We start from the raw sequence: 19898 nt of genomic DNA, 5'->3' as shown, positions 1-19898 counted from the left end.
TAATTTTCGCGTCCTATCGGCCTAGCGCTGCACAAATTAGCTGAACAACGCAGCGGTAGGGCTTTAGCGGCTTTTTTGAAGGCACTCCGTGGGGTCTATTTTAGAAAATGAGTTGCTGCCGGTTTCGTGGACAGGCGGTTAAGTTAATCCCACCCTGACAGGCAAGAGTTGGCGGCGATGCGTCATCGCTCCACGATGATTTTTGTGATCAGTTCCGCGACATTCTTCACCCCGAGCTTACGCATGATCGAGGCTCGGTGCACCTCGATGGTTCTCGGGGAAAGACCCAACTCGCGGCCAATCTCCTTGCTGGTGAGGCCGTTGACGATGCGACGCATCACCTCCCGTTCCCTAAGGGTCAGCGCCGACTCGGTCGGGCGGCGGTCCTTCACCAGTTCGAAGGTCCAGACCATGAGCTGAAACGGGTCCTGCGGCGTGAGCGTCCGACCCCGCGCGCGCATCCACAGGATCTCGCCGTTGCGGTGCTGCATGAAGCGCTCGTCTTCATAGCGCGGCCGGCTCTCGAGCCAACGATGCCAGCGCGCGCCGGTCTTCTCATAATCGAAATTCGACGGGTAAAGAACGCGGATCGACTGGCCTTCCAGCTCAGCCGCGCTCCAGCCGAACAACTCCTCGATCTCGGCGTTCACTTTCATGATCCGGCGATTGCTGAGAATCATGATCCCGATCGGCGCATCCATGAAGCCGCGAAGGCTCAATGCTTCGTCGGACACTTCCGCATAGTCCATTGCGAGCGCTCCTCGTCGTCTCCGCCGCCGCGGCGAGGGGAGCTTACTACGTAATTTATACGTAGAAAATTACGTGAATCAACGAATGCCGGCCGCCCGCCCTTTCCTCGAAGATCACGGCGGGAGGAAACACGAAAACCGAATTCCCGAACCCTTGCCAGGCGCGCTCGTCATTCCCCGACAGCTTTGTCGGACCGGGAACAAGGCGACCATTCCATATTAGCGCGGCGACATGAGCCCTCTTCAGGGAATGTTGCGTCCATGGCGCCTGCACAAGCCCGACGTTTCTTTCCGATATTGCGGCCAGGAGGCGCGACGTGTCGAAAAATGACATTTACATCATCGGGAGCGGCCACACGCCCTTCGGCCGTCTCTCGCAAACGCTCGAGGAACTGATCGTCGCCGCCGCGCGCGAGGCCGTCGCCGAGGCGCAGGTCAATCCCGGCGAAATTGACGCCCTTTGTCTGGGCCATTTCAATTCGGGACTCGTACCGGACGGCTTCGCGTCTTCGCTGATCCTGCAGGCCTTTCCCGAACTGCGCTTCAAGCCGGCCACGCGCTATGAGAACGCCTGCGCCTCAGGCGCCGCGGCCCTCCATGGCGGCCTGAACCTCATTCGCTCGGGAAGCGCGCGCCGCGTCCTGGTCGTCGGCGTGGAGAAAATGACGCACCGGGCGACCGAGGAGGTGACGAGCGCGCTCGCCGGCGCCGGCTACCAGAACGACGAAGCCGAGGCGCGTCTGAGCTTCCCGCAAGTCTTCGCGCTGGCCGCCGAGCTTTATGGGGCGCGTTACGGCGATCCGAGCGACGTCATGGCGCGCATCGCCTTCAAGAACCATGCGAATGCAATGCGCAATCCCTTGGCGCAGATGCGCAAACCGGTGACCTTCGAATTTTGCCGCGAGGTCAGCGAGAAAAATCCTCTGATCGCGCCGCCGCTGCGCCTCACGGATTGCTCGCTGGTGAGCGATGGCGCGGCGGCGGTCGTCCTCAGCTCCGCCGACGCGGCGGCCTCGGCGCGGCAAAGGGCGCGCGTCGCCGCCGCCGTCCATTGCTCGGATTTCCTGCCCATGAGCGGCAGGGATTTCGTCGCCTTCGAAGGGCCCGAGCGCGCCATCGCCGAGGCCTATCGAACGGCGGCAATCGGCCCGGATGAGCTTGATTTCGCCGAGGTGCATGACTGTTTCACCATCGCCGAACTGCTGATCTATGAGGCCATGGGGCTGGCGCCGAAAGGGCGCGGCGCGCGCGCCATCGAGGACGGAACCGTCATGGCGGAGGGAAAGACGCCGGTCAATCTCTCCGGCGGATTGAAGGCCAAGGGCCATCCCGTCGGCGCGACGGGCGTCTCGATGCACGCGCTCTCCTTCCGGCAGTTGACCGGTCAAGCGGGGGACATGCAGCGGGCGGGCGCCGAATGGGGGCTGATCTTCAACATGGGCGGGGCGGCGGTGGCCAATTACGCCACCCTCCTGCAAGCCGATCGAGCGTAGGCGGCCATGAATATCGCCAATTGGTTATATCAGACGGCCATGAGCCGCCCCGAGCGCGACGCCATCCTTGTCGGCGCCGAGTTGCGCCACAATTACGCGAGTCTCCTGCAAGCGATCTGCGCGCGGGCGGCGGAGCTTTCCGAACGCTATCGCGTCGCAAAGGGCGACAGGGTGGCGATCTTCGCCAAGAACTGCCCGGAATATATCGAGCTTCTGCACGCCTGCTGGTGGATCGGAGCGGTCGCGGTTCCGGTGAACTGCAAGCTTCATCCAAGCGAGGCGGAATGGATCCTGCGCCACGCGGGCGCGACCCTCGTCTATACCGATGGCGGCGGCGTGTTCGGGCCGAGCGAATATTTTCGCGAAGCGGCGATCGCCGCCAGGACCGAGACCGGAGCGGACGTGGTCCGCCCGATTGCGCTGGAAGATGGCGAACTGGCCTGGCTCTTTTACACGTCGGGGACGACGGGCAAGCCGAAGGGGGCGATGCTCAGCCACGGGAACCTGCGCAACATGGCGTTGTGCTACACGGCCGACGTCGACAACGCCTCCGCGGCGGACGCCGTCCTCTATGCCGCGCCGATGTCTCACGGGGCCGGCCTCTATATGTTCGCGCATCTGCGCGCGGGCGGAGCGCATCTCGTACCGCCGTCGCGCGGATTCGATTGCGACGAGATCATCGATCTGGCGATCACTCGCGGCGACCTAGTCTTTTTCGCGGCGCCGACGATGGTCAAACGGCTGATCGCGGCGTCGCGTTTGCGCGGATTCGACGGCGCGGGGATTCGCACCATCATCTATGGCGGCGGCCCCATGTATCTGGCCGACCTCGAAGAGGCGCTCGAACTCTTTGGCCCGCGCTTCGTCCAGATTTACGGCCAGGGCGAGACGCCCATGACGATCGCCGCTCTTTCGCGCGACCTGATCGCCGACGCCGATGAGTGCCGATCGCATCGACGGCGCGCTTCGGTCGGCGTCGCGCAAAGCTGCGTCGAGATCGCGATCGTCGATGGCGACGGAAACGCGCTTCCGCCCGGCCGAACGGGCGAGATCTGCGTGAAAAGTCCGACGGTAATGCTGGGCTATTGGCGCGACGACCGCGCCACCGCGGAAACCATCCGCGACGGCTGGCTCCATACCGGCGACCTTGGCCATATCAGCGGCGACGGCTTTATCTATCTGACCGATCGTTCCAAGGACGTCATCATCTCGGGTGGAACGAATATCTATCCCCGTGAAGTCGAGGAAGCGCTGCTCGCCCATCCCGCCGTGTTCGAAGTCGCTGTGGTGGGCGAGCCCGAGTCGGAATGGGGCGAGCAGGTCGTGGCGCATATCGTCCTCGCGCCCGACGAGAGGGCCAGCGAGGAGGAACTCGACAACTGGTGTCGGCAGCGCATGGCCGCGTTCAAGCGTCCCAAGAAATATGTCTTCGTCGTCGAGTTGCCCAAGAACAGCTATGGCAAGATCTTGAAAACAGCCTTGCGGGCGAACGCGCCAGCAGGTTGAACAACGGTCGCGGCCCGGCGTCGCCGCTTTTGCGCCTGTGCCGCTGAGAACTGGGAAACTCGCCATCACTCGGCACGAGGCGTTTACGAACTACAATGACATGATGCGAATTCCTGAAATCGAAGTGCCGAACACTGCATTGGCTATGCGGGCGACAAATGCTCTTTCCGCATGGCGCCGGCGCGCCTAAACTCAGGCTTGGGCGCTGCGATATTGCGCGATCGGAGACGATGGGGCGCGTGATGAGGCCAATGCCGACGATATTATTCGCTCTGGCGCTCTGCGCCGCTCAGGCAGTTCGCGCGGAAACCCTCGCCGCGCATTGCGCCTCGATAGGCGACGACGATCGGACCAGGCCGATTCCGGCCGAGACGGTTCCGGCGGCCCTGAAACTTTTCAAATTTCCCGCCGACGCCGCCGGGTTCGTCCAGGCGAGCACGGTTTACCGGTGCATGGGCGGCGCCGTCTGGCTGTGCAATCACGGCGCGAATCTGACTTGCGCCAAGGCGGACGTCAGCCGCGCATCCAAGGGCGCCGAGGCTTTCTGCCGTCAAAATCCCGGCGCGGCCGTCGTGCCGATGGTCGCGACGGGTCACAATACGATCTATTCGTGGAAATGCGTCGGGGGAAAGCCCCAAATCGCCAGCGCGGAAAAAGTCGATCGGCGCGGCTTCATCGCCAATCAATGGAAACGCCTGGATCGATGATCGGCTTGCCGCGACTTGCTTCCCCTTCAATAAAAACGCCCGCCAGTGCATCCGTGGCGGGCGTTTCATAAGGATTCAGTTCGTCAGACGAACTGAGCTGGAGTCAAGCTGCGACCCGATCTTGACGAATTTAGGGCGGCTCCACCCCTTTAACGCGCCTTCGCTTGGGTGAGGCGTTCGACGATTCTCTCGCGCGCATGCCGCGAGTCCGCCAGTCTGTTTTTTGCGGCGGCGAGGATTTCGGGGCGCGCGCCCTGCGGGAGGCCTGAATGGAAGGGCGGGGCGGGCGCATATTCCATCACGAGTTGGACGGTTTCCGCTTCGTCGCGGCCGAGAAGCTCGGCGATCACGGCAAGGCCGAAATCGATCCCGCTGGTGACGCCGCCGGCGGTGATCAGCGCGCCGTCGCGCACGATGCGGCCCACCGTCGGTATCGCGCCAAAATGTTTCAGGAGATCGAGCGCATTCCAATGGCTCGTGGCCTTGCGCCCTTCAAGCAGTCCCGCCGCGCCAAGGACCAGCGAGCCGGTGCAAACCGAGGTCAGAAGGCGGACTTCCGCCGCGCGCCGGCGCAGGAAATCGAGCGTCGCTGCGTCCTCCAGCAAGGGATTTACGCCCGTGCCGCCGGGGACGCACAAGACGTCGAGCGGCGGGCAATCGTCGAAGGTCGCGGTCGGCGTCAATTGCAGGCCGGTCGATGAGGCGAGCGGGCGGCGATCCTTCCAGACCAGATGCGCCTCGCATCCCCTGGCGGAGGCGAAAATTTCATAGGGCGCGGTCAGGTCGAGTTGCTGGACATTGGGAAAAACGAGAATCCCGAAGCGCATGACCATGGGCTTTTTCCAGACTCGCGGCGCCGGAGGGAAGCCTCCGGCGGTTCATTTCGTCCGCCAAATCGCGTCCGGCGATTCAGGTTTGGCTTTGATCGAACGGCAGGACGCGCAAGCGTTTTCCCGTCGCCTGAAAATAGGCGTTGGCCAGCGCCGGGCCAATCGGCGGCACACCCGGCTCGCCGACGCCTTTCGGATCCACGTCGGACTTGACGATATAAACCTCGACCTTGGGCATTTCGTTCAGCTGCAGCACTTCATAGCCGTCGTAATTGCCCTGGACCACCTTGCCATGGTCGAGCGTGATGCGCGATTTCATGATCGCGCCAAGCCCGAAGCCGATGGCGCCCTCCATCTGCGCCCTGATGATGTCGGGATTGATCGGGACGCCGCAATCCACCGTGCAGACCGCGCGCTCGACCTTGGGCGCGCCGGACTTGTCGAGCGAGATTTCGACGATCTGCGCCACATAGGTCCCGAAGGATTCCGCCAGGGCGACCCCGCGGAACCGCCCCGCCGTGGGGGGCTTGTCCCAGCCGGCCTTTTCGGCGGCAAGCTTCAGCACGCCGACATGGCGCGGCTGGTCGGCCAGCATCTCCAGGCGAAAGGCGACCGGATCCTTGCCGGCGGCATGGGCCAGCTCATCCACAATAGTTTCGAGCACAAAGGCGTTATGGGTCGAGCCGACCGAGCGCCACCACAGAACCGGGACGCCGACAGCGGTCGTGGTCAGATCGACCTTGAAATTGGGAATGGAATAGGGCTGGCTCGCCATGCCCTCGACCGAAGTGGGGTCAACGCCATTCTTGACCATCATCGGCTCGAAGGGCGTGCCCTTCATGATCGACTGGCCGACGATCGTGTCGCGCAAGGCGATCAGCTTGCCGTCGGCGTCGAGGCCGGCGGCGATCTTGTGGACATAGGCGGGGCGGTAGCGCCCGCCGCGCATGTCGTCCTCGCGCAGCCACTGCACCTTCACCGGCGCCTTCCAGCCGATCGCCTTGGCGGCCGAAACGGCCTCGACGATAATGTCGGCGTCCGGGCAGGCGCGCCGGCCGAAGCCGCCGCCGGTCTTCATCACATGGAGCTTGACCTTGTCGAGCGGCAGGCCGGCGATCTTGGCGGCGACCGCCTGATAGAGGTCGGGCATCTGGTGCCCGCCCCAGACTTCGAGCACGCCATCCGGATTCATCCAGGCGACCGCGTTGAGCGGTTCGAGCGCGGCATGGGCAAGATAGGGAAATTCATAGCGCGCCTCGATGACCTTGGCGGCCTTGCCCAGCGCCCCGGCCGCGTCGCCGCGCTCAGCCGCGACGACGTCGCCGCCCTTGTCGGCCATTGTGCGGTAGGCGGCGAAAATTTCGGAGGTTCCCCGCTTCTCGGCGCCGCTTTCGTCCCATTCCACGCTCACCGCGTCGCGGGCCTGCGCCGCTTCCCACACGCCATTGGCAAGCACCGCGACGCCGCGCGGCGTCGCCACCACATCGGCCACGCCCTTCATCGCCTTGGCCTTGGACGCGTCGAAACTTTTCAGCGTCGCGCCGAACAGGGGCGGGTGGATCATCGCCGCCGTCAGCATGCCGGGCAGCTTCACGTCGAAGGTGAACATCTGGCGGCCGGTGGTCTTTTCCGGCGTATCGAGCCGCGGCAGCGTTTCGGAGCCGATATATTTCCAGTCGTTGGGGCCTTTCAGCGCGACCTGCGCGGGAACCGGCTCCCGCGCGGCGAGCGCCGCCATTTCGCCATAGGTCGCCTTCTGGCCGGATTTCGCGGTCAGCACGCCGTTGGCGCCGGCGACGTCATCGGGCGAAACGCTCCATTTGCGCGCGGCGGCCGCGATCAGCATGGCCTTGGCGGTCGCGCCGGCGACGCGATAGCGCCGCCACGAGGAGGGGGTTCCGGAAGAGCCGCCGGTGAGCTGGAACTTGCCGCCCATGGCGAGATTGCCGTAGAGCGCCGGATCGCCGGAGGCGCCGGTGACCTGAATCTTCGACCAGTCGGCGTCGAGCTCCTCCTGAGCGAGTGTCGCAATGCCCTGATAGATGCCCTGGCCCATGTCCATCTGCGACGAATAGATCGTGACCTTGTTGTCCGGGTCGATCCGCACATAGCCGGCGAAAGGATTGGGCTCGCCGCCCGCGGGCGCGGCGGCTTCGGCGGAAACCGAATAGCCGATGACGAGGCTAGCCCCGGCGGCGCTCGCCCCGAGAATGAAATGACGGCGCGAAACCGGCGCCGTGGCGATGAAGCGGTTGGCGGAGAGATTGAACATGGATCAGGCTCCCAACAGGCGCGACGCTTCATGGACGGCGGCGCGTATGCGCGCATAAGTGCAGCAGCGGCACAGATTGCCGCTCATTGCGTCGTCGATCTCGGAATCGCTCGGTTTCTTGTTGGTCGAAAGCAGGCCGATCGCGGCCATGACCTGGCCGGACTGGCAATAGCCGCATTGCGGCACGTCGAGCTTGATCCAGCTTTTCTGGACGGCCTGAGCGACATCGCCCTTGACCCCCTCGATGGTGACCACGTTTTTCCCGGCGATGTCGCCGATCCGGGTCTGGCAGGAGCGCGTCGGCTCGCCGTCGACGTGGACGGTGCAGGCGCCGCACAAAGCCTCGCCGCAGCCGAATTTGGTCCCGACGAGGCCGATGTCGTCGCGCAAGACCCAAAGCAGCGGCTTTTGCGGATCGGCGTCGATTTCCTGGGGTTTTCCGTTGAGCGTGAAGACGATCATTCTGCGCCCTTTCTCATCGCGGCGATTCCCGGTCCGCGCGGATTATGGCGCCTGAACGCACGCGCGGACAGCAGGGTTGCGCCAATGGGCCATTTCGGAAATGCAAACCTGCGTGATCGGCCGCGCTCGCGAAGGCGGCGGCGCCTGTCAGGCGCCGAACGTCAGTCGCGTCCCGGTAAAGGCGCGCAAAACCTTGTCCGGCATTTCCGCCCGCGCCAAGTCGTAGAACGGCTCGCCGGTGCAATGCAGCGGGACGATGTAATCGACGTCGAGCTCCTTCAGGGCGGCGATGGTCTGGCGGACGTAATCCTCCTTATAGGGCGCGAGATGATAGCCGCCGATGACGGCGTGAACTTTCATGATCCCGGAAACCGCCTGCGCCTGTTTGACGGCGTTGACCACGCCGCGATGGCTGCATGAGGTCAGCACTACCAGGCCGCGGCCCTTGACGTTATAGGCGGTGGCGATTTCATGCCGGAACTTGTCGGGCGTCGAAGTCATCGCCCTTTCGTCTTCGGGCAATTTGTCGGCGTAACAGCCGAAGCCATTGGCGATTCCGATCTTCATCACGCTGGGCGACAGGATTTTTTCGAAGCTTTTCTCTCCGATCGGCCCGGTGGTGAAGCCATGGTCCGCGATCAGCGCCGGACCTTCGGTAAAGGTCGTCTTGACCTTCGCCATCGCCAGCGCGTTGCGGTCGATCGCGCCGAAATCGCCTTTGACCGGCGGCCCGGTCCATGTGCGCGAACAGAACGCTTCCTCGCCGCCGACGTAAAGCGGCAGGCCGGGCTTCAACGTGGCGCCGTGTTTCTGCAGGAAGCCGGCCATGCCGCCGAAATGGTCGTAATGGCCGTGGCTGAGCGCCATGGCGTCAAGCTCGGACGGATCGACGCCGAGCATGGCCATATTGTTGATCAGCGCCTCCGGGGTGAAGGCGAAATCCTGCAGCATGAGGCGCTTTTCCGACCCGCGCGTTGATTGCGCCAGCATGGCCAGCCCGAATTCGCTGACCAAAGTCCGCCCCGGCGCCTTGTCCGGCTGAATGCCCCAGCCGAACTGGTCGATTTCGACTGCGCCTTTCCTCTTATGGCCCGGCGCCACGGCGAATTGATAGGAATCGACGAGAATGCGGATGTCGAGCCTGTCCACTTCGGGCGGTGCGCCGGCGAGCGCCTCGGCGCGCGCCGGTCTGGCTCCGTCGCCAAGGACCGACAAAAGCGCCGCGAGTGCGCTGCTGGCCATAAACCTGCGGCGGTCGAGCCCGCAACAGAGGGGGAAATTTCCAGGAGCATTGCGAAGCATGGCGCGTCTCGTTTCTTTCCGCGCGAAACATTTGCCTGCAACGCCGCCCGCTTGTGGCTGTTCCACGAAAAAGAAATAAATTCAATAAATTGGCTGGAGCGTCGCGATAACGGGTCAGCGGCGGCGCCGCTCATGCCGTCGCCGCCGTTTCGCGTAGGCGTGGCGCCTCGCAAGCCGTGAATTGGGTGTAAGCCGCGCGCAGCGAGCGAACGCTCGTCGACTGCGTCGGGGCCGACAACGAGAACGCGCATGGGATCCGTCACGCCTCGCCGCCGCGCCGCGTTACGACCAGCTTCGCTGTCAGCACCTGCGCGACTTCGCCGCGCTGGTTGCGGGTTTCGCTGCGCACGACGACCATGCCGCGATCGGGCCGCGAGCGCGACGGCGCGATCTCCAGGACTTCGCTGTCCACGGTGAGAATGTCGCCGGGCCGGGTAGGGCGGGGCCAGGCGATCTCGCCGCCGGCGCCGATGAGCCCGTTGGCGATGAAGGCGCCGTCGCCGACCAGCAGTTTCATGGTGATCGCGGCGACATGCCAGCCGCTGGCGGCAAGGCCGCCGAAAAAAGTCCCTTCGGCTGCGGCGTCGTCGAGGTGGAAAGGCTGCGGATCGAATTGCCGGGCGAAGGTTTTGATCGCCTCGGCGGTCACCTCATGCGATCCGCTGACGAAATGCTGGCCGACGCGCAGGTCTTCGAGATAAGCGGGCGGCGGATGGGCGAGTGTGTCGGTCATGTCCGGCCTCGTTGGCGAGATAGCTTGCATGATGATAGTAATACGATAAGCTACCCCGCACGACGAGGCGCCGGCAAGTGCGGACCCCTTTCAAATGAAGCGAAAGAGTTTTGGCGAAATGCAATGTCCCGTCGCCCGCGGTCTCGAGCGGGTCGGCGAATGGTGGAGCATTCTGATCCTGCGCGACGCCCTGAACGGCGTCAAACGTTTCGACGATTTCCAGCGCAGCCTGGGCATCGCCCCCAACATGCTGACGCGCCGCCTGCGCGCTCTGGTCGAGGCCGGCCTCTTGGAGCGGCGGCGCTACAGCGACCGCCCCCCGCGCGACGAATATGTGCTCACCGCCTGCGGCCGCGATTTCCAGCCCGTGGTCATCGCGCTGATGGCCTGGGGCAACCGCCACTTCGCCCCCGAGGGCCGCGCCTTCACCCTGGTCAACCGCGAAACCGGCGCCGAGGCCGATCCGATCCTGATCGACGCCAAAAGCGGCCGCCCGATGAGCGCCCGCGTTTTCAAACTGGCGCGGATCGAAGCGGACTCGCGCTAGAACCGCTCCCGATCACACCGAACCATCCAGTTCCGTTCCCTCGTCGGGAGGGTGAGGTTGAGGGGCCAACTTCCTCCGCCGTGAAAGGCAGACCGTTCGCCTTTGCTCCGGCGGCGCCTTACGCCTTCAACGCGAGCGCAAAACCGTCCACGCCGGGCCAGCCGGAAAGCAGCCGGCCCTTGATAATGAAGGAGGGGGTGGTGGCGACGCCGATGCGGTCGAGGAAATGCATCTGGGCGATGATGCGGTCGCGGACTTCCTGGCTGTTCGCCACATCGGCCAGTTTATGGACGTCGAGGCCCATGGCCTGCGCCGCGGCGACGGCGACATCGCCGTCGATCCTGCCTTTGGTGGCGTAAAGCCGGCGATGGAAGGCGAAGGCCTTGTCGGGCCCATAGACGATCAGAACCGCCTGCCGCAGTTTCGCCGCCTGGACCGAGCCGGGGGACAGCATCGGGCTGTCCATCAGGCCGAGCCGCAGCTTCTTCTTCGTCACCAGCGCGTCGAGGCTGTGAAAGGCTTTTCGGCAATAGGGGCAATTGTAATCGAACACTTCGATCGCCGATGGGCCGGTCCCGTACCAGGACAGGCCGGGGACGGCGTTGGGGTCGGCGCCCGCCGGAAGCGGGGCCAGAGGCAGTTCGTCGGCCGTGACGGCGAGCGCCTGGCCAGCCGGCAGGAGCGCGAGGCCCGCGAGGAAAAGGCGTCGATCCAAGAAAATCTCCATCACATTCGAGGAGTGGAATGTATCGACGCCAGCATAGGGCGCCCGCGCGGAAGGGCAAGCGAAGCCCGGGTCACCAACCGTCATGCCTGGCCATGACCGGTATTACAGTGACTCTTTACTAAATCCCCTTTCTCTTCGCACGCCTCTTGGCCGGCCGGGATGCCGGTCCTGCGAAAAGGGGGCCGAAAAAAGGGGATTTGGTAAAGTGTCATGTCTGGACGACGCCCTTTCAGCAAGGGTTTTCTCGAAGTAGTGTGAATGTCTCGGGTGCGGTACTGTCTACGGCCTGTTTGCGCCGGGCTTTTCCGGCTGGCCTTGATGGATCGTCCGCTTGGCTCTTCGCCGCAATCACCGTAGCGCGCTCGCATTGGCGCCGACACGATATCTGGCTTCGAAGCCTTTCCATTTTTTCACATCACGTCGCTGTCACCCTCGATCCTTTTCCGGCGCGCGTCGCGCCGGCGGCCTCAGGCGGCGACTGGGCGGCCCTCGTAGACGCCGCCACGGCTCATCAGGGCGAAGATGAGGCGGGCGAGCTTGTTGGCGAGCGCGACCGCCGTCAGCTTGAAGCCGTATTTTTCCGGCCTGCGCGCCAGCAGCGCCTTGGCCCAGTTGCGCAGCGCGTCATTATGGCCCTGACGGTGGCAAAGGACCGAGGTCGCGCCGACCACCAGCAGTTTGCGCAAATAGCGGTCGCCCATTTTGGTGATGCGCCCGAGCCGCTGCTTGCCGCCGGTCGAATGCTGGCGCGGCGTCAGGCCGAGAAAGGCGGCGAATTCGCGCCCATTGGCGAAGGCGCTCATATCCGGCGCGGTGGCGACGATGGCCGAAGCGATGACTGGTCCGACGCCGGGGATGGTCATCAGCCGCCGCGTTGTCGCATCCCTCTCCGCCGCGTCCGCCAGTTCGTCGGTGATCGCGCCGATGGTTTCGTCGAGCGCGTCGATCTGCTTCGCCAAAGGCAAAAGCGCGGCGCGGACGCAATCGGGAACGACGATTTCGCCATGCGCGTCGCCGCCTTGGTCGAGAAGCTGTTTCAGCTCATAGGCGTGTTGCGCGCCCTGCGCGGCGATGACGCCGATTTCGGCCAGATGGCCGCGCAGCGCGTTGAGCAGCGCGGTGCGCTGGCCGGAAAGTTGCTCGCGCACGCGATGGCGCATCAACGCCGCCTGGTTCTCGACCGAGCGCACGGCGACGAAGCGCTGGCCCGGACGCAGAGACGCTTCGCAAATCGCCGCAGCGTCGGCCGCGTCGTTCTTGCCGCGCCGCACCTAAGGTTTGACATGCGCCGCCGGGATCAGCCGCACTTCATGGCCCTGCGCGACCAGAAGGCGGCCCCAATGGTGCGCCGACGAACAGGCCTCCATCGCCACCAGGCCGGGCGGCGGGCGCAAGAAAAACTCAAGCAGCCCGCCGCGCCGAACCTTGCGCGCGACCACGACCTCGCCGCGCGCGTCGACCGCATGAACCAGAAAGACATTTTTCGCGAGATCGAGGCCAACGCGCGTGACAGCAGCCAAATTGCCGATAGACTTGCCCATGGACGGCGCTCCATTCGATGGATGTTGCAACGACGACCATCTTGGCACATCGATGCCGCTGCGGGGCGCCGTCCACCCCATCACCGTAATTCTATTTGATGGGGAAAACGTCAATCAAAGTGATAGTTCACGCCGACGCGGATGACATCGCCGTCAAATTGCGCTCTGGACTGTACGTTGTTCACAAAAATCAACGCCCCGTGCGCATTATAGTGAGAAATACTGAAGTCGTTGCTTACGGTTCCCAGGTCGTAGTGGAGATACTCGACGCGGGCGCTCCAGTGCGGCATGAACATCCACTCGGCCCCCGCGCCCAGAGCCCAGCCAGCTTGGACGCTCGAAGAGTTCGCGGTTCCCCAGGGGACATTTCCAAAAGGCCGTGGCGTCCGGGCCTGAAAGACATCCGTCGTCAGACTGGGGTCGCCATAGGCCAGACCGCCCGTGCCGTAGAGAAGAAGCGCCGGTGTGACGAGGTAGCCTAGGCGGCCTCGAACTGTTCCGAGATAATCGAGCTTCCGCGTGGCCGTGTCTTGCGAGCTATTGGTTCCGATGCCGGGGATCGGCGTGAGAACCTGGACCATATTCGTCTGGCTGTTCTGAGCGAAGCCCGCGAAGTCCACCTCGAGACCGGCGACCCATGGGTTGATCTGATAATTGTAGCCGATCTGGCCGCCGCCGATGAAGCTGGTGGTCGACGCTGGGATGTTGGCCGTCGCGCCCAATGCCGAGACCGTCGCATTGGCCAGCGAGTCGGAATGGGCCGAATTGGTGTAGAGCGTCGATCCGGCGGTGTTGACGCCGTTGGCGCTCCAGCCCACGCCCGCATTCAGACCGCCATAGAACCCGGTCCAGTTGTAGACCGGCGCGGCGGGCGGCGGCGGCGCCGCGGGGGCCGGTTGTCCAAGATCCGCGGCCGAGGCGGCCTGCGCAAGGGCAATCGCGGATGCCACGGTGAAGACGGTAATCGACGAGCGCGGCATGGCGACCCCCTGATCAAATTATATGCAACGAGAATACATGGCGGCGCTTGTGGCGAACAGGGCGGGCAAGCCGGATCCGTCAATTTTCAGCGGCTCGTGACAATCCCGTCACATTTACCGGATGCCGGTTGGGGAAGGCCGGAATCATGAAAACGGCTGCGCCAGCCCGGCCTCACGCGCTGTATGCGAATGAAAAGCTGTGACTGCTGAACCGGCGCTGGTTGCGCAAATCATCAGTGACCCGCGGCGAAGCAGGCCATTGTGAGCCGGCAGGAACGATGATGAGCCGTCGCCAAAGCGTGGCGCCCTTCTCCCCTTGTGGAGTTACTGTGATGGGATACGAATTCCCCAATTGCGCCGGGCGTGAAACTCGGCGGCGGGATGGATTCGGGCCAGGGGCAGAGAAGTCGCCTGGGCTTTTGGATTACGGTGATGGGGTGGACGGTAATAGCTGCTTTCTCAGGTTGATTGGATCGACCGGCAGGAAGGGACGCGGCTTTGAGCTTTCCGGCGGCGTCCGAAGTCGATTTCGATCCTGTTTGATATTCGAGGGCGTCGGAGATCGACGAGTTTGACAAAGGCGGCGGTTGTGCGCGGAACAATGATAGCGGCCGTTGTCGCTTTGGGACTTTCGGGCTGCGGGAGCTCGGAAGGGTTTTTGGTTCCCGTCCCGTCCGACGCCAATGCGCCGGGGACCAGCCATGTCGAAATGGTGGTGGCGACGACGCGGGCCAAATCGGCGTCACGCGCCTTTCTGTTTGGCGGCGGCCGGGCGACGGAGGTCTCGTTCGCCGACATGGTCGTCTCGATTCCGCCCGACGCCAACCGCAAGATCGGCGAAGTCGAATGGCCCCGGCAGCCTCCCGGCAATCCTGAGACAGATTTCGTGACCCTCAAATCCGAGATCATCACGAAGCCGCAGGCCAAAGCCACGTTGTCCCGCCTGCTCGGCGTGTCGCGCGCGAAAGAGGCGCTGGTTTTCGTGCACGGCTTCAACAACCTTTATGAGGATGCGGTCTACCGTTTCGCGCAAATCCTCCATGATTCCGGCGCGGGCGCTGACGTCGCGCCGATCCTGTTCACCTGGCCGTCGAAGGGGAAGATCTACGCCTACAATTACGACCGCGACAGCGCCAATTATTCGCGTGACGCGCTCGAAAAGCTTTTGCGCTTTTTGCAGGACGATCCCAAGGTCAAGACGATCACCGTCCTGGCTCATTCGATGGGCAATTGGGTAACGCTTGAGGCGCTGCGGCAAATGGCGATCCGTGACGGCCGCGTCGCCCCGAAGATCAAGCTGGTCATGCTCGCGGACGCCGACGTCGACGTCGATGTCGCGCGGGAACAGATTGCGACGCTCGGTCCCGAGCGCCCGCATATCGTGCTGTTCGTGTCCGAGAACGATCGTGCGCTGGCGGCCTCGCGGGACCTTTGGGAGGCGCCGCGACTGGGGGCGATCGATCCCAATGTGGAGCCTTATCGGAGCATGCTCGAACAGGACGAGCTATCGGTCATCAACATGACCCGTTTGCCATCCCACGACTTTTTCAATCACGGCAAGTTCGCCGAGGACCCGAGAATTGTCGAATGGATCGGCCGCCGACTCGCTGCCGGACAGGTGCTGACCGACCAGCGCGTCGGCCTTGGCGACAAGATCATGGTGGGCACGGCGGGCGTCGCGGGTTCGGTTGGGAACGCCGCCGGTCTCGTGATTTCGGCCCCCATCTCAGTCGTCGATCCGGAAACGCGGAATCATTTCGGAGACCATATCGACCAGCTTAGCCAATCCGTGCGGCAGATCGGTTCGGACCAGCCCCGTTAAGCCGGAGACCTTCCGCGTTCACGCAGTCCAAGGCCCGTCCGTTATTCGACGTCAGGAGATTGCGGCCGAGAGACGCTAAATCCCTGAATTATTTCGGTCGGGAAACCTGCATCGGCGGGGACGCGGTGCGATGGGCGGCGTCATTGCCTGTCTTGCGCGCCTCGCCCCGACGGCCTGCGTTCATCTCTTCATGACCGACGAATATCCGCTCGCGCGGACGCCGGTTATGATAAAGCCGCTACTTCGAAACCGATTGGAGTCGGCCGGTGCAGCCCATTTACGATCCGCGCCTGGGCGATGTCGAAAGCGACGCCTCCAGCCCCAAGAAACATTCTTTGCTGGCGCTGGCCGGTTCGCTGCTGGTCGAGGTCAGTCTGCCGAAACTGGCGCTGGCCTTTCTGCTGCTGATCGGCTTTCCCGCGCTTCTCCTCGGCGCGGCGCCGATCGCGGCTTCGATCTGGCTGGGAGAGATCTTCGGCAAGGTCATGGTCTTTCAGGCGGAGATCTGGTCGGTTCTCGTATTGGCCGCGCTCGTCGCGGCGGCCCTGTTCTCGTCGCGGCGCCTGTTCCGGCTGGCGGAACATAATTTCTGGTCGTTGAACGCGCTCGCCGTCCAGCCGCTTTACGCGGCCTGCCGCGAGGCGTTGCGACAATTGGCCGAGCGCAAGATCGCGCCCGGGACCGGCCGCTTCGCGGCGATGCGCGCGGCGGCCGCGCTGTTGGCGGGCTTGGTGATTTGCGGCGTCGCGCTGCTCGTGCTGGCCTGGGTCTGGCCGGCGACCCTGTTCGTCGCCGATATTGCGATCCTCGATGCGCCGCGGCGTTTCGTCGGGGCCGCCTTCGCCAACAGCGCGGCGCTGGTCAGCGCCTATGTCGCCGTCGCCGCGCTCGCCTGGGGGGTCGCCGACGCGACCATGGCCCAGCCGCGCGACCTCGAAAGCTTCGACCCGCCGCAGCAGGGCGAGGAATGGCGCGTCGTCCATCTTTCCGACATTCACGTCGTTGGCGAGCGTTACGGCTTCCGCATCGAAAGCGGGCGGCACGGCCCGCGCGGCAACGAAAGGCTGCGGCAGGTTTTCGAAATGCTCGAAGCCCTGCATGCGCGGGAGCCCCTGTACGCCATCCTGATCACCGGCGACGTGACCGACGCCGGACTATCCACCGAATGGGCGGAATTTTTCGACATGCTCGAACGCCATCCCGCGCTCGCGCCGCTCATCGCCTTCGCGCCGGGCAACCACGACCTCAACATCGTCGATCGCGGCAATCCGGCGCGGCTCGATCTGCCGACGAGCCCGGTGAAGCGCCTGCGCAAATTGCGCGTCCTTTCAGCGATGGACGCGATACAGGGCGCACGCGCCCGCCTCGTCGATCGCGCCGGCGGTGGATTGAGCAAAAGCCTTTCCGTCGCGCTCGCACCGCATCTGGGCGAAATCGGCTCGTTCATGGACGCGGGCAGGCCGATGTTCTCGCGGGAGCTTTCGGAGCTGTGGACCAAGGCCTTTCCGCTGGCGCTGGCGCCGGATCGCGAGGACGGGCTCGGGATCGTCCTGCTGAATTCCAACGCCGACACCCATTTTTCCTTCACCAACGCGCTGGGGATGATCTCGCTGGAGCAGGCCCGCGCGATCGATTCCGTCATGGCGCATTATCCCCGGGCGCATTGGATCGTCGGTCTTCACCACCATCTCGTCGAATATCCGCGGCCGGCGAAGGCGCTGTCGGAGCGGATCGGTACGGCTTTGATCAACGGCGCCTGGTTCGTGCGCCGAATGCAGTCGCTCGCCGGGCGCGTTGTCGTGATGCATGGCCACAGGCATATCGACTGGTTCGGCGAATGCGGCGGTCTGCGCATTGTTTCGGCGCCGTCGCCGGTGATGACGCGGCCGGACGGCGGACCGCCCCATTTTTATGTCCATCGGCTCGCCGTCGGCGCGGACCGCCGCCTCAAGCTGCTGGCGCCGGAGCGGATCGAATTACCCCTTGCCGGCGCCGCCTGACATCAGGACCGCCAGCCATTTCGACGAATTGTGTTCGGCGCAGATGGTGAGGATCGCGATCAGGATGGGGACGCCGATGAAGGCGCCGGCGATGCCCCATAAGAAGCTCCAGAAAAACACCGCGAACAGGACGATGAACGGCGACATCGACAGCCGCGCGCCGGCGATGCGGGGCTCCAGATAGCTGCCGATGAAGAACTGGATGAAGTTCAGGCAGGCGAAGACGACGATGGCGAGCTTCCACGATTCGAATTGCGCCAGCGCGAACAGCGAGGGGAATATCGTGGCGATCAGCGGCCCGATGAAGGGAATGTAATTCAGCACGAAGGCGATCACGCCCCAGGCGGTGGCGAGTTCGATCCCCGCGACCAGCGCGAAGGCCCAGACCACGGCGCCGGTCAGCGCGCTCATGGTGCTGCGGACCATCATATATTGCTGGAATTTGGTGGAAATCTCCTGCGCCGGGGTCAGCAGGGCGTCGCGCAGCCGGGGATTGTCGAGCCGCTCGATATTGCCGCGCGCGATATCGACTTCGAGCAGGCCTAAAACGGTAAAAGCGAAGGCGATGATGACGAAGGAAACCAGGCCGTAGCCCTGTCCGCCGAGTCCGCGCAAGGCGCCGGTGATCCATGCCGGGCTGAAGCTGGTCGCCATCAGCGATTTCACCGGAACGCCGTGGACGTCGAGCCAGTCGGCGGCCTGGGCGTAAAGCGCCTGAAAACGCGCGGTATTGCTCACCAGCCATTGCCCGACATGGCCGAAGGCCCAGATCACCAGGAAGCCGAGGAGGGCGATCGTCGCGAGGGTCGCGAGGAGGGTGACGACCAGCGCGAGCAGTTTGGGGATGCGCCGCTGCATCGCGTCCTGGATCGGCCAGACTATGGCGACGGTGAACAGGGCGAAGGTCACCGGCGCGAGGATCGGCCGCGCGAAATAAGCGGCGGCGAGGGCGATCAGCAACGTGCTCAAAACGAGCGACGCCTTCACGGCGCGGTCCTCTTCCATGGGCGGCGTTCCCGCTTCACGCCCGATTCGCGAGCGCCGGCCGAGTTAAGCCGTCTTTTACCCCAAGCACAATCGCGGGCGTGGGGGCGAGGGCGCCGTCAGGCGAGCTGGGCGATTCTTTCCCAGGTTCCGGGATGGCTGTGGAGCGCCCGCATCGTTGGATCGTGGCGCAGATGCGCGTCGAAAGGCGTGAGGCCGGTGTGGAAATATTCCAGCTTGCACAGGGCCGCGACCAGGGCCCTGGGATGTTCGATCAGGTCGATGGCGCGGGCGTCGGCCGCCAGTTCGCGCGCTCGCGACAGGGCGGAGATCAGCAACTGGGCCATGGCCGGCGCCGCCGCGAGCAGGAGCGCCTGCGGGCCGATCCGGGCGAGATCCTGGCTGCGAGTCATCAGATCCTTGACGCCCCGCATCGCCAGATCAGCGATTTCCCGCTGTATGGCGACGGCCCAGTTCATTGCGGAGCTGTCGCAATGGAGGATATGGGCGACCTCATGGGCGAAAATGCCCGCGATTTCGTCGCGCGACAGACCGCTGAGCAAGCCCCTGGTGACCGAGATGCAGGCGTTGTCGCGGCCGCCGAGGGCATAGGCGTTCATGCCGGGACAGGGGAGCAGGAATAGTTCGGGCACGCGCGTCAGGCCGGCGCGCAGGCAGATGTCCAGCAGGATGGCGTAAAGGGCGGGCGCGTCGGCGCAGCGCAGGGGCTTGGCCCCGAAGGCGCGCAGGGCGTCATGCGGCCGGCGTTCAGTCGCACGCATGCTGTGCCGGATGTCCGAAGGCGACCATTCGGGCTTGCGCGTCTTGTCGGCGGCTTTGGCGCAGAGCGCGTGCAGGCCGATCAGGCCGGCCATGACGCGTTCCGAACTCTGGGAATGAAGGTCGTGCTGTAGGCTGCGCTTGAGCCGGGCCAGAGATTCGGGGCGCCGCCGCGGCCGGTCGGCGTGGGGATGATGATGAAAATGATCGTTCCGGCCGTGTCCGCCGTTACGCCCGTCCGCCGGCGGCGCGACGCCGTCGGAAAAACAGCCGGGAAGTCCCAGGGACAGCAACACGAATCACCCTCCGACCGCAGCGCCTGAGGCGACACTCTAGCCGGAGGACCAGCAAACGCCATGCCACTTTTAGGTAGGGCGTTGAAATTTCGAATGAATTTTGCGCCGCAATAAATTCGCTGCGATCGCGAAGCGGTCCCGCCCGCGGCGCTTAAGCTTCGCGCCGC

Annotated in this window: 16 protein-coding genes and 1 pseudogene; 6 read left to right on the top strand and 11 right to left on the bottom strand. The window is 64.3% G+C overall.

The window, feature by feature from the left end:
• Positions 1-182: 182 nt before the first annotated feature.
• Positions 183-701 (bottom strand): LuxR C-terminal-related transcriptional regulator, encoded by a 519-nt coding sequence (locus tag K2U94_RS12855; RefSeq protein WP_243067595.1) that lies wholly within the window; start codon positions 699-701, stop codon positions 183-185.
• 365 nt (positions 702-1066) lie between these two features.
• Here K2U94_RS12855 and K2U94_RS12850 point away from each other — a divergent pair, with 365 nt between their 5' ends.
• The 3 genes from K2U94_RS12850 to K2U94_RS12840 all read left to right on the top strand — a co-directional run bounded on the left by K2U94_RS12850 (position 1067) and on the right by K2U94_RS12840 (position 4455).
• The gene (locus tag K2U94_RS12850) at positions 1067-2242 is read left to right on the top strand and encodes a thiolase domain-containing protein (protein WP_243067594.1); all 1176 of its coding nucleotides are present in this window, start codon (positions 1067-1069) and stop codon (positions 2240-2242) included.
• Positions 2243-2248: 6 nt separating this feature from the next.
• Positions 2249-3748: a class I adenylate-forming enzyme family protein gene (locus K2U94_RS12845; RefSeq protein WP_243067593.1), complete on the top strand. Its 1500-nt coding sequence runs from the start codon at positions 2249-2251 to the stop codon at positions 3746-3748.
• A gap of 251 nt (positions 3749-3999) precedes the next feature.
• Positions 4000-4455, top strand: coding sequence for a hypothetical protein (locus tag K2U94_RS12840; protein ID WP_243067592.1), 456 nt, complete (start codon positions 4000-4002; stop codon positions 4453-4455).
• Between the two features lie 149 nt (positions 4456-4604).
• Here K2U94_RS12840 and K2U94_RS12835 read toward each other — a convergent pair whose 3' ends face one another.
• The 5 genes from K2U94_RS12835 to K2U94_RS12815 form a co-directional block, all read right to left on the bottom strand.
• Positions 4605-5288, bottom strand: coding sequence for a DJ-1/PfpI family protein (locus tag K2U94_RS12835; RefSeq protein ID WP_243067591.1), 684 nt, complete (start codon positions 5286-5288; stop codon positions 4605-4607).
• Between the two features lie 76 nt (positions 5289-5364).
• Entirely contained in the window at positions 5365-7557 is a 2193-nt protein-coding gene (locus tag K2U94_RS12830) for a xanthine dehydrogenase family protein molybdopterin-binding subunit (protein WP_243067590.1), read from the bottom strand.
• Between the two features lie 3 nt (positions 7558-7560).
• The gene (locus tag K2U94_RS12825; RefSeq protein WP_243067589.1) at positions 7561-8019 is read right to left on the bottom strand and encodes a (2Fe-2S)-binding protein; all 459 of its coding nucleotides are present in this window, start codon (positions 8017-8019) and stop codon (positions 7561-7563) included.
• A gap of 147 nt (positions 8020-8166) precedes the next feature.
• Positions 8167-9261, bottom strand: a complete 1095-nt coding sequence (locus K2U94_RS12820; protein WP_243067588.1) for an MBL fold metallo-hydrolase — start codon at positions 9259-9261, stop codon at positions 8167-8169.
• A gap of 319 nt (positions 9262-9580) precedes the next feature.
• Positions 9581-10054 (bottom strand): MaoC family dehydratase, encoded by a 474-nt coding sequence (locus K2U94_RS12815; protein ID WP_243067587.1) that lies wholly within the window; start codon positions 10052-10054, stop codon positions 9581-9583.
• Between the two features lie 94 nt (positions 10055-10148).
• Between K2U94_RS12815 and K2U94_RS12810 the strand changes: the two genes are divergently transcribed.
• On the top strand, positions 10149-10601 hold the full coding sequence (locus K2U94_RS12810) for a winged helix-turn-helix transcriptional regulator (protein ID WP_243067586.1): 453 nt from the start codon (positions 10149-10151) through the stop codon (positions 10599-10601).
• A gap of 118 nt (positions 10602-10719) precedes the next feature.
• On the opposite strand, the gene K2U94_RS12805 is transcribed toward K2U94_RS12810, so the two are convergent.
• From K2U94_RS12805 to K2U94_RS12795, 3 genes and pseudogenes are all read right to left on the bottom strand, one after another.
• Entirely contained in the window at positions 10720-11316 is a 597-nt protein-coding gene (locus tag K2U94_RS12805) for a DsbA family protein (protein WP_243067585.1), read from the bottom strand.
• Positions 11317-11795: 479 nt separating this feature from the next.
• Positions 11796-12848 (bottom strand): annotated as a pseudogene (locus K2U94_RS12800) (IS110 family RNA-guided transposase).
• 131 nt (positions 12849-12979) lie between these two features.
• Positions 12980-13849: an outer membrane protein gene (locus tag K2U94_RS12795; protein WP_243067584.1), complete on the bottom strand. Its 870-nt coding sequence runs from the start codon at positions 13847-13849 to the stop codon at positions 12980-12982.
• Between the two features lie 658 nt (positions 13850-14507).
• On the opposite strand from K2U94_RS12795, the gene K2U94_RS12790 reads away from it, so the two are divergent.
• The gene (locus tag K2U94_RS12790) at positions 14508-15671 is read left to right on the top strand and encodes an alpha/beta hydrolase (protein WP_243067583.1); all 1164 of its coding nucleotides are present in this window, start codon (positions 14508-14510) and stop codon (positions 15669-15671) included.
• Positions 15672-15937: 266 nt separating this feature from the next.
• Positions 15938-17671 carry a metallophosphoesterase family protein gene (locus tag K2U94_RS12785; protein ID WP_243067582.1) on the top strand — a complete coding sequence of 578 codons (1734 nt, stop codon included), beginning with the start codon at positions 15938-15940 and terminating at the stop codon, positions 17669-17671.
• On the opposite strand, the gene K2U94_RS12780 is transcribed toward K2U94_RS12785, so the two are convergent.
• Both K2U94_RS12780 and K2U94_RS12775 read right to left on the bottom strand, forming a co-directional pair.
• Positions 17648-18676: an AI-2E family transporter gene (locus tag K2U94_RS12780; protein WP_243067581.1), complete on the bottom strand. Its 1029-nt coding sequence runs from the start codon at positions 18674-18676 to the stop codon at positions 17648-17650. The two genes, K2U94_RS12785 and K2U94_RS12780, sit on opposite strands and share 24 nt — an antisense overlap.
• A gap of 98 nt (positions 18677-18774) precedes the next feature.
• Positions 18775-19731, bottom strand: a complete 957-nt coding sequence (locus K2U94_RS12775) for a M48 family metalloprotease (RefSeq protein ID WP_243067580.1) — start codon at positions 19729-19731, stop codon at positions 18775-18777.
• Between the last annotated feature and the right edge of the window lie 167 nt (positions 19732-19898).

It is taken from the genome of Candidatus Rhodoblastus alkanivorans (genome assembly GCF_022760755.1).
Lineage (GTDB): Bacteria > Pseudomonadota > Alphaproteobacteria > Rhizobiales > Beijerinckiaceae > Rhodoblastus > Rhodoblastus alkanivorans.
The sequence above is the reverse complement of the archived record's forward strand: the minus strand, read 5'-3'. Positions and strand labels throughout refer to the sequence as shown.

Bases quoted from the DNA above. Each gene is read 5' to 3' on its own strand.
- K2U94_RS12855 (WP_243067595.1), bottom strand. From the start codon at position 701: ATGGATGCGCCGATCGGGATCATGATTCTCAGCAATCGCCGGATCATG.
- K2U94_RS12780 (WP_243067581.1), bottom strand. From the start codon at position 18,676: ATGGAAGAGGACCGCGCCGTGAAGGCGTCGCTCGTTTTGAGCACGTTG.
- K2U94_RS12815 (WP_243067587.1), bottom strand. From the start codon at position 10,054: ATGACCGACACACTCGCCCATCCGCCGCCCGCTTATCTCGAAGACCTG.
- K2U94_RS12845 (WP_243067593.1), top strand. From the start codon at position 2,249: ATGAATATCGCCAATTGGTTATATCAGACGGCCATGAGCCGCCCCGAG.
- K2U94_RS12820 (WP_243067588.1), bottom strand. From the start codon at position 9,261: ATGGCCAGCAGCGCACTCGCGGCGCTTTTGTCGGTCCTTGGCGACGGA.
- K2U94_RS12825 (WP_243067589.1), bottom strand. From the start codon at position 8,019: ATGATCGTCTTCACGCTCAACGGAAAACCCCAGGAAATCGACGCCGAT.
- K2U94_RS12810 (WP_243067586.1), top strand. From the start codon at position 10,149: ATGAAGCGAAAGAGTTTTGGCGAAATGCAATGTCCCGTCGCCCGCGGT.
- K2U94_RS12840 (WP_243067592.1), top strand. From the start codon at position 4,000: ATGCCGACGATATTATTCGCTCTGGCGCTCTGCGCCGCTCAGGCAGTT.
- K2U94_RS12835 (WP_243067591.1), bottom strand. From the start codon at position 5,288: ATGGTCATGCGCTTCGGGATTCTCGTTTTTCCCAATGTCCAGCAACTC.
- K2U94_RS12830 (WP_243067590.1), bottom strand. From the start codon at position 7,557: ATGTTCAATCTCTCCGCCAACCGCTTCATCGCCACGGCGCCGGTTTCG.
- K2U94_RS12795 (WP_243067584.1), bottom strand. From the start codon at position 13,849: ATGCCGCGCTCGTCGATTACCGTCTTCACCGTGGCATCCGCGATTGCC.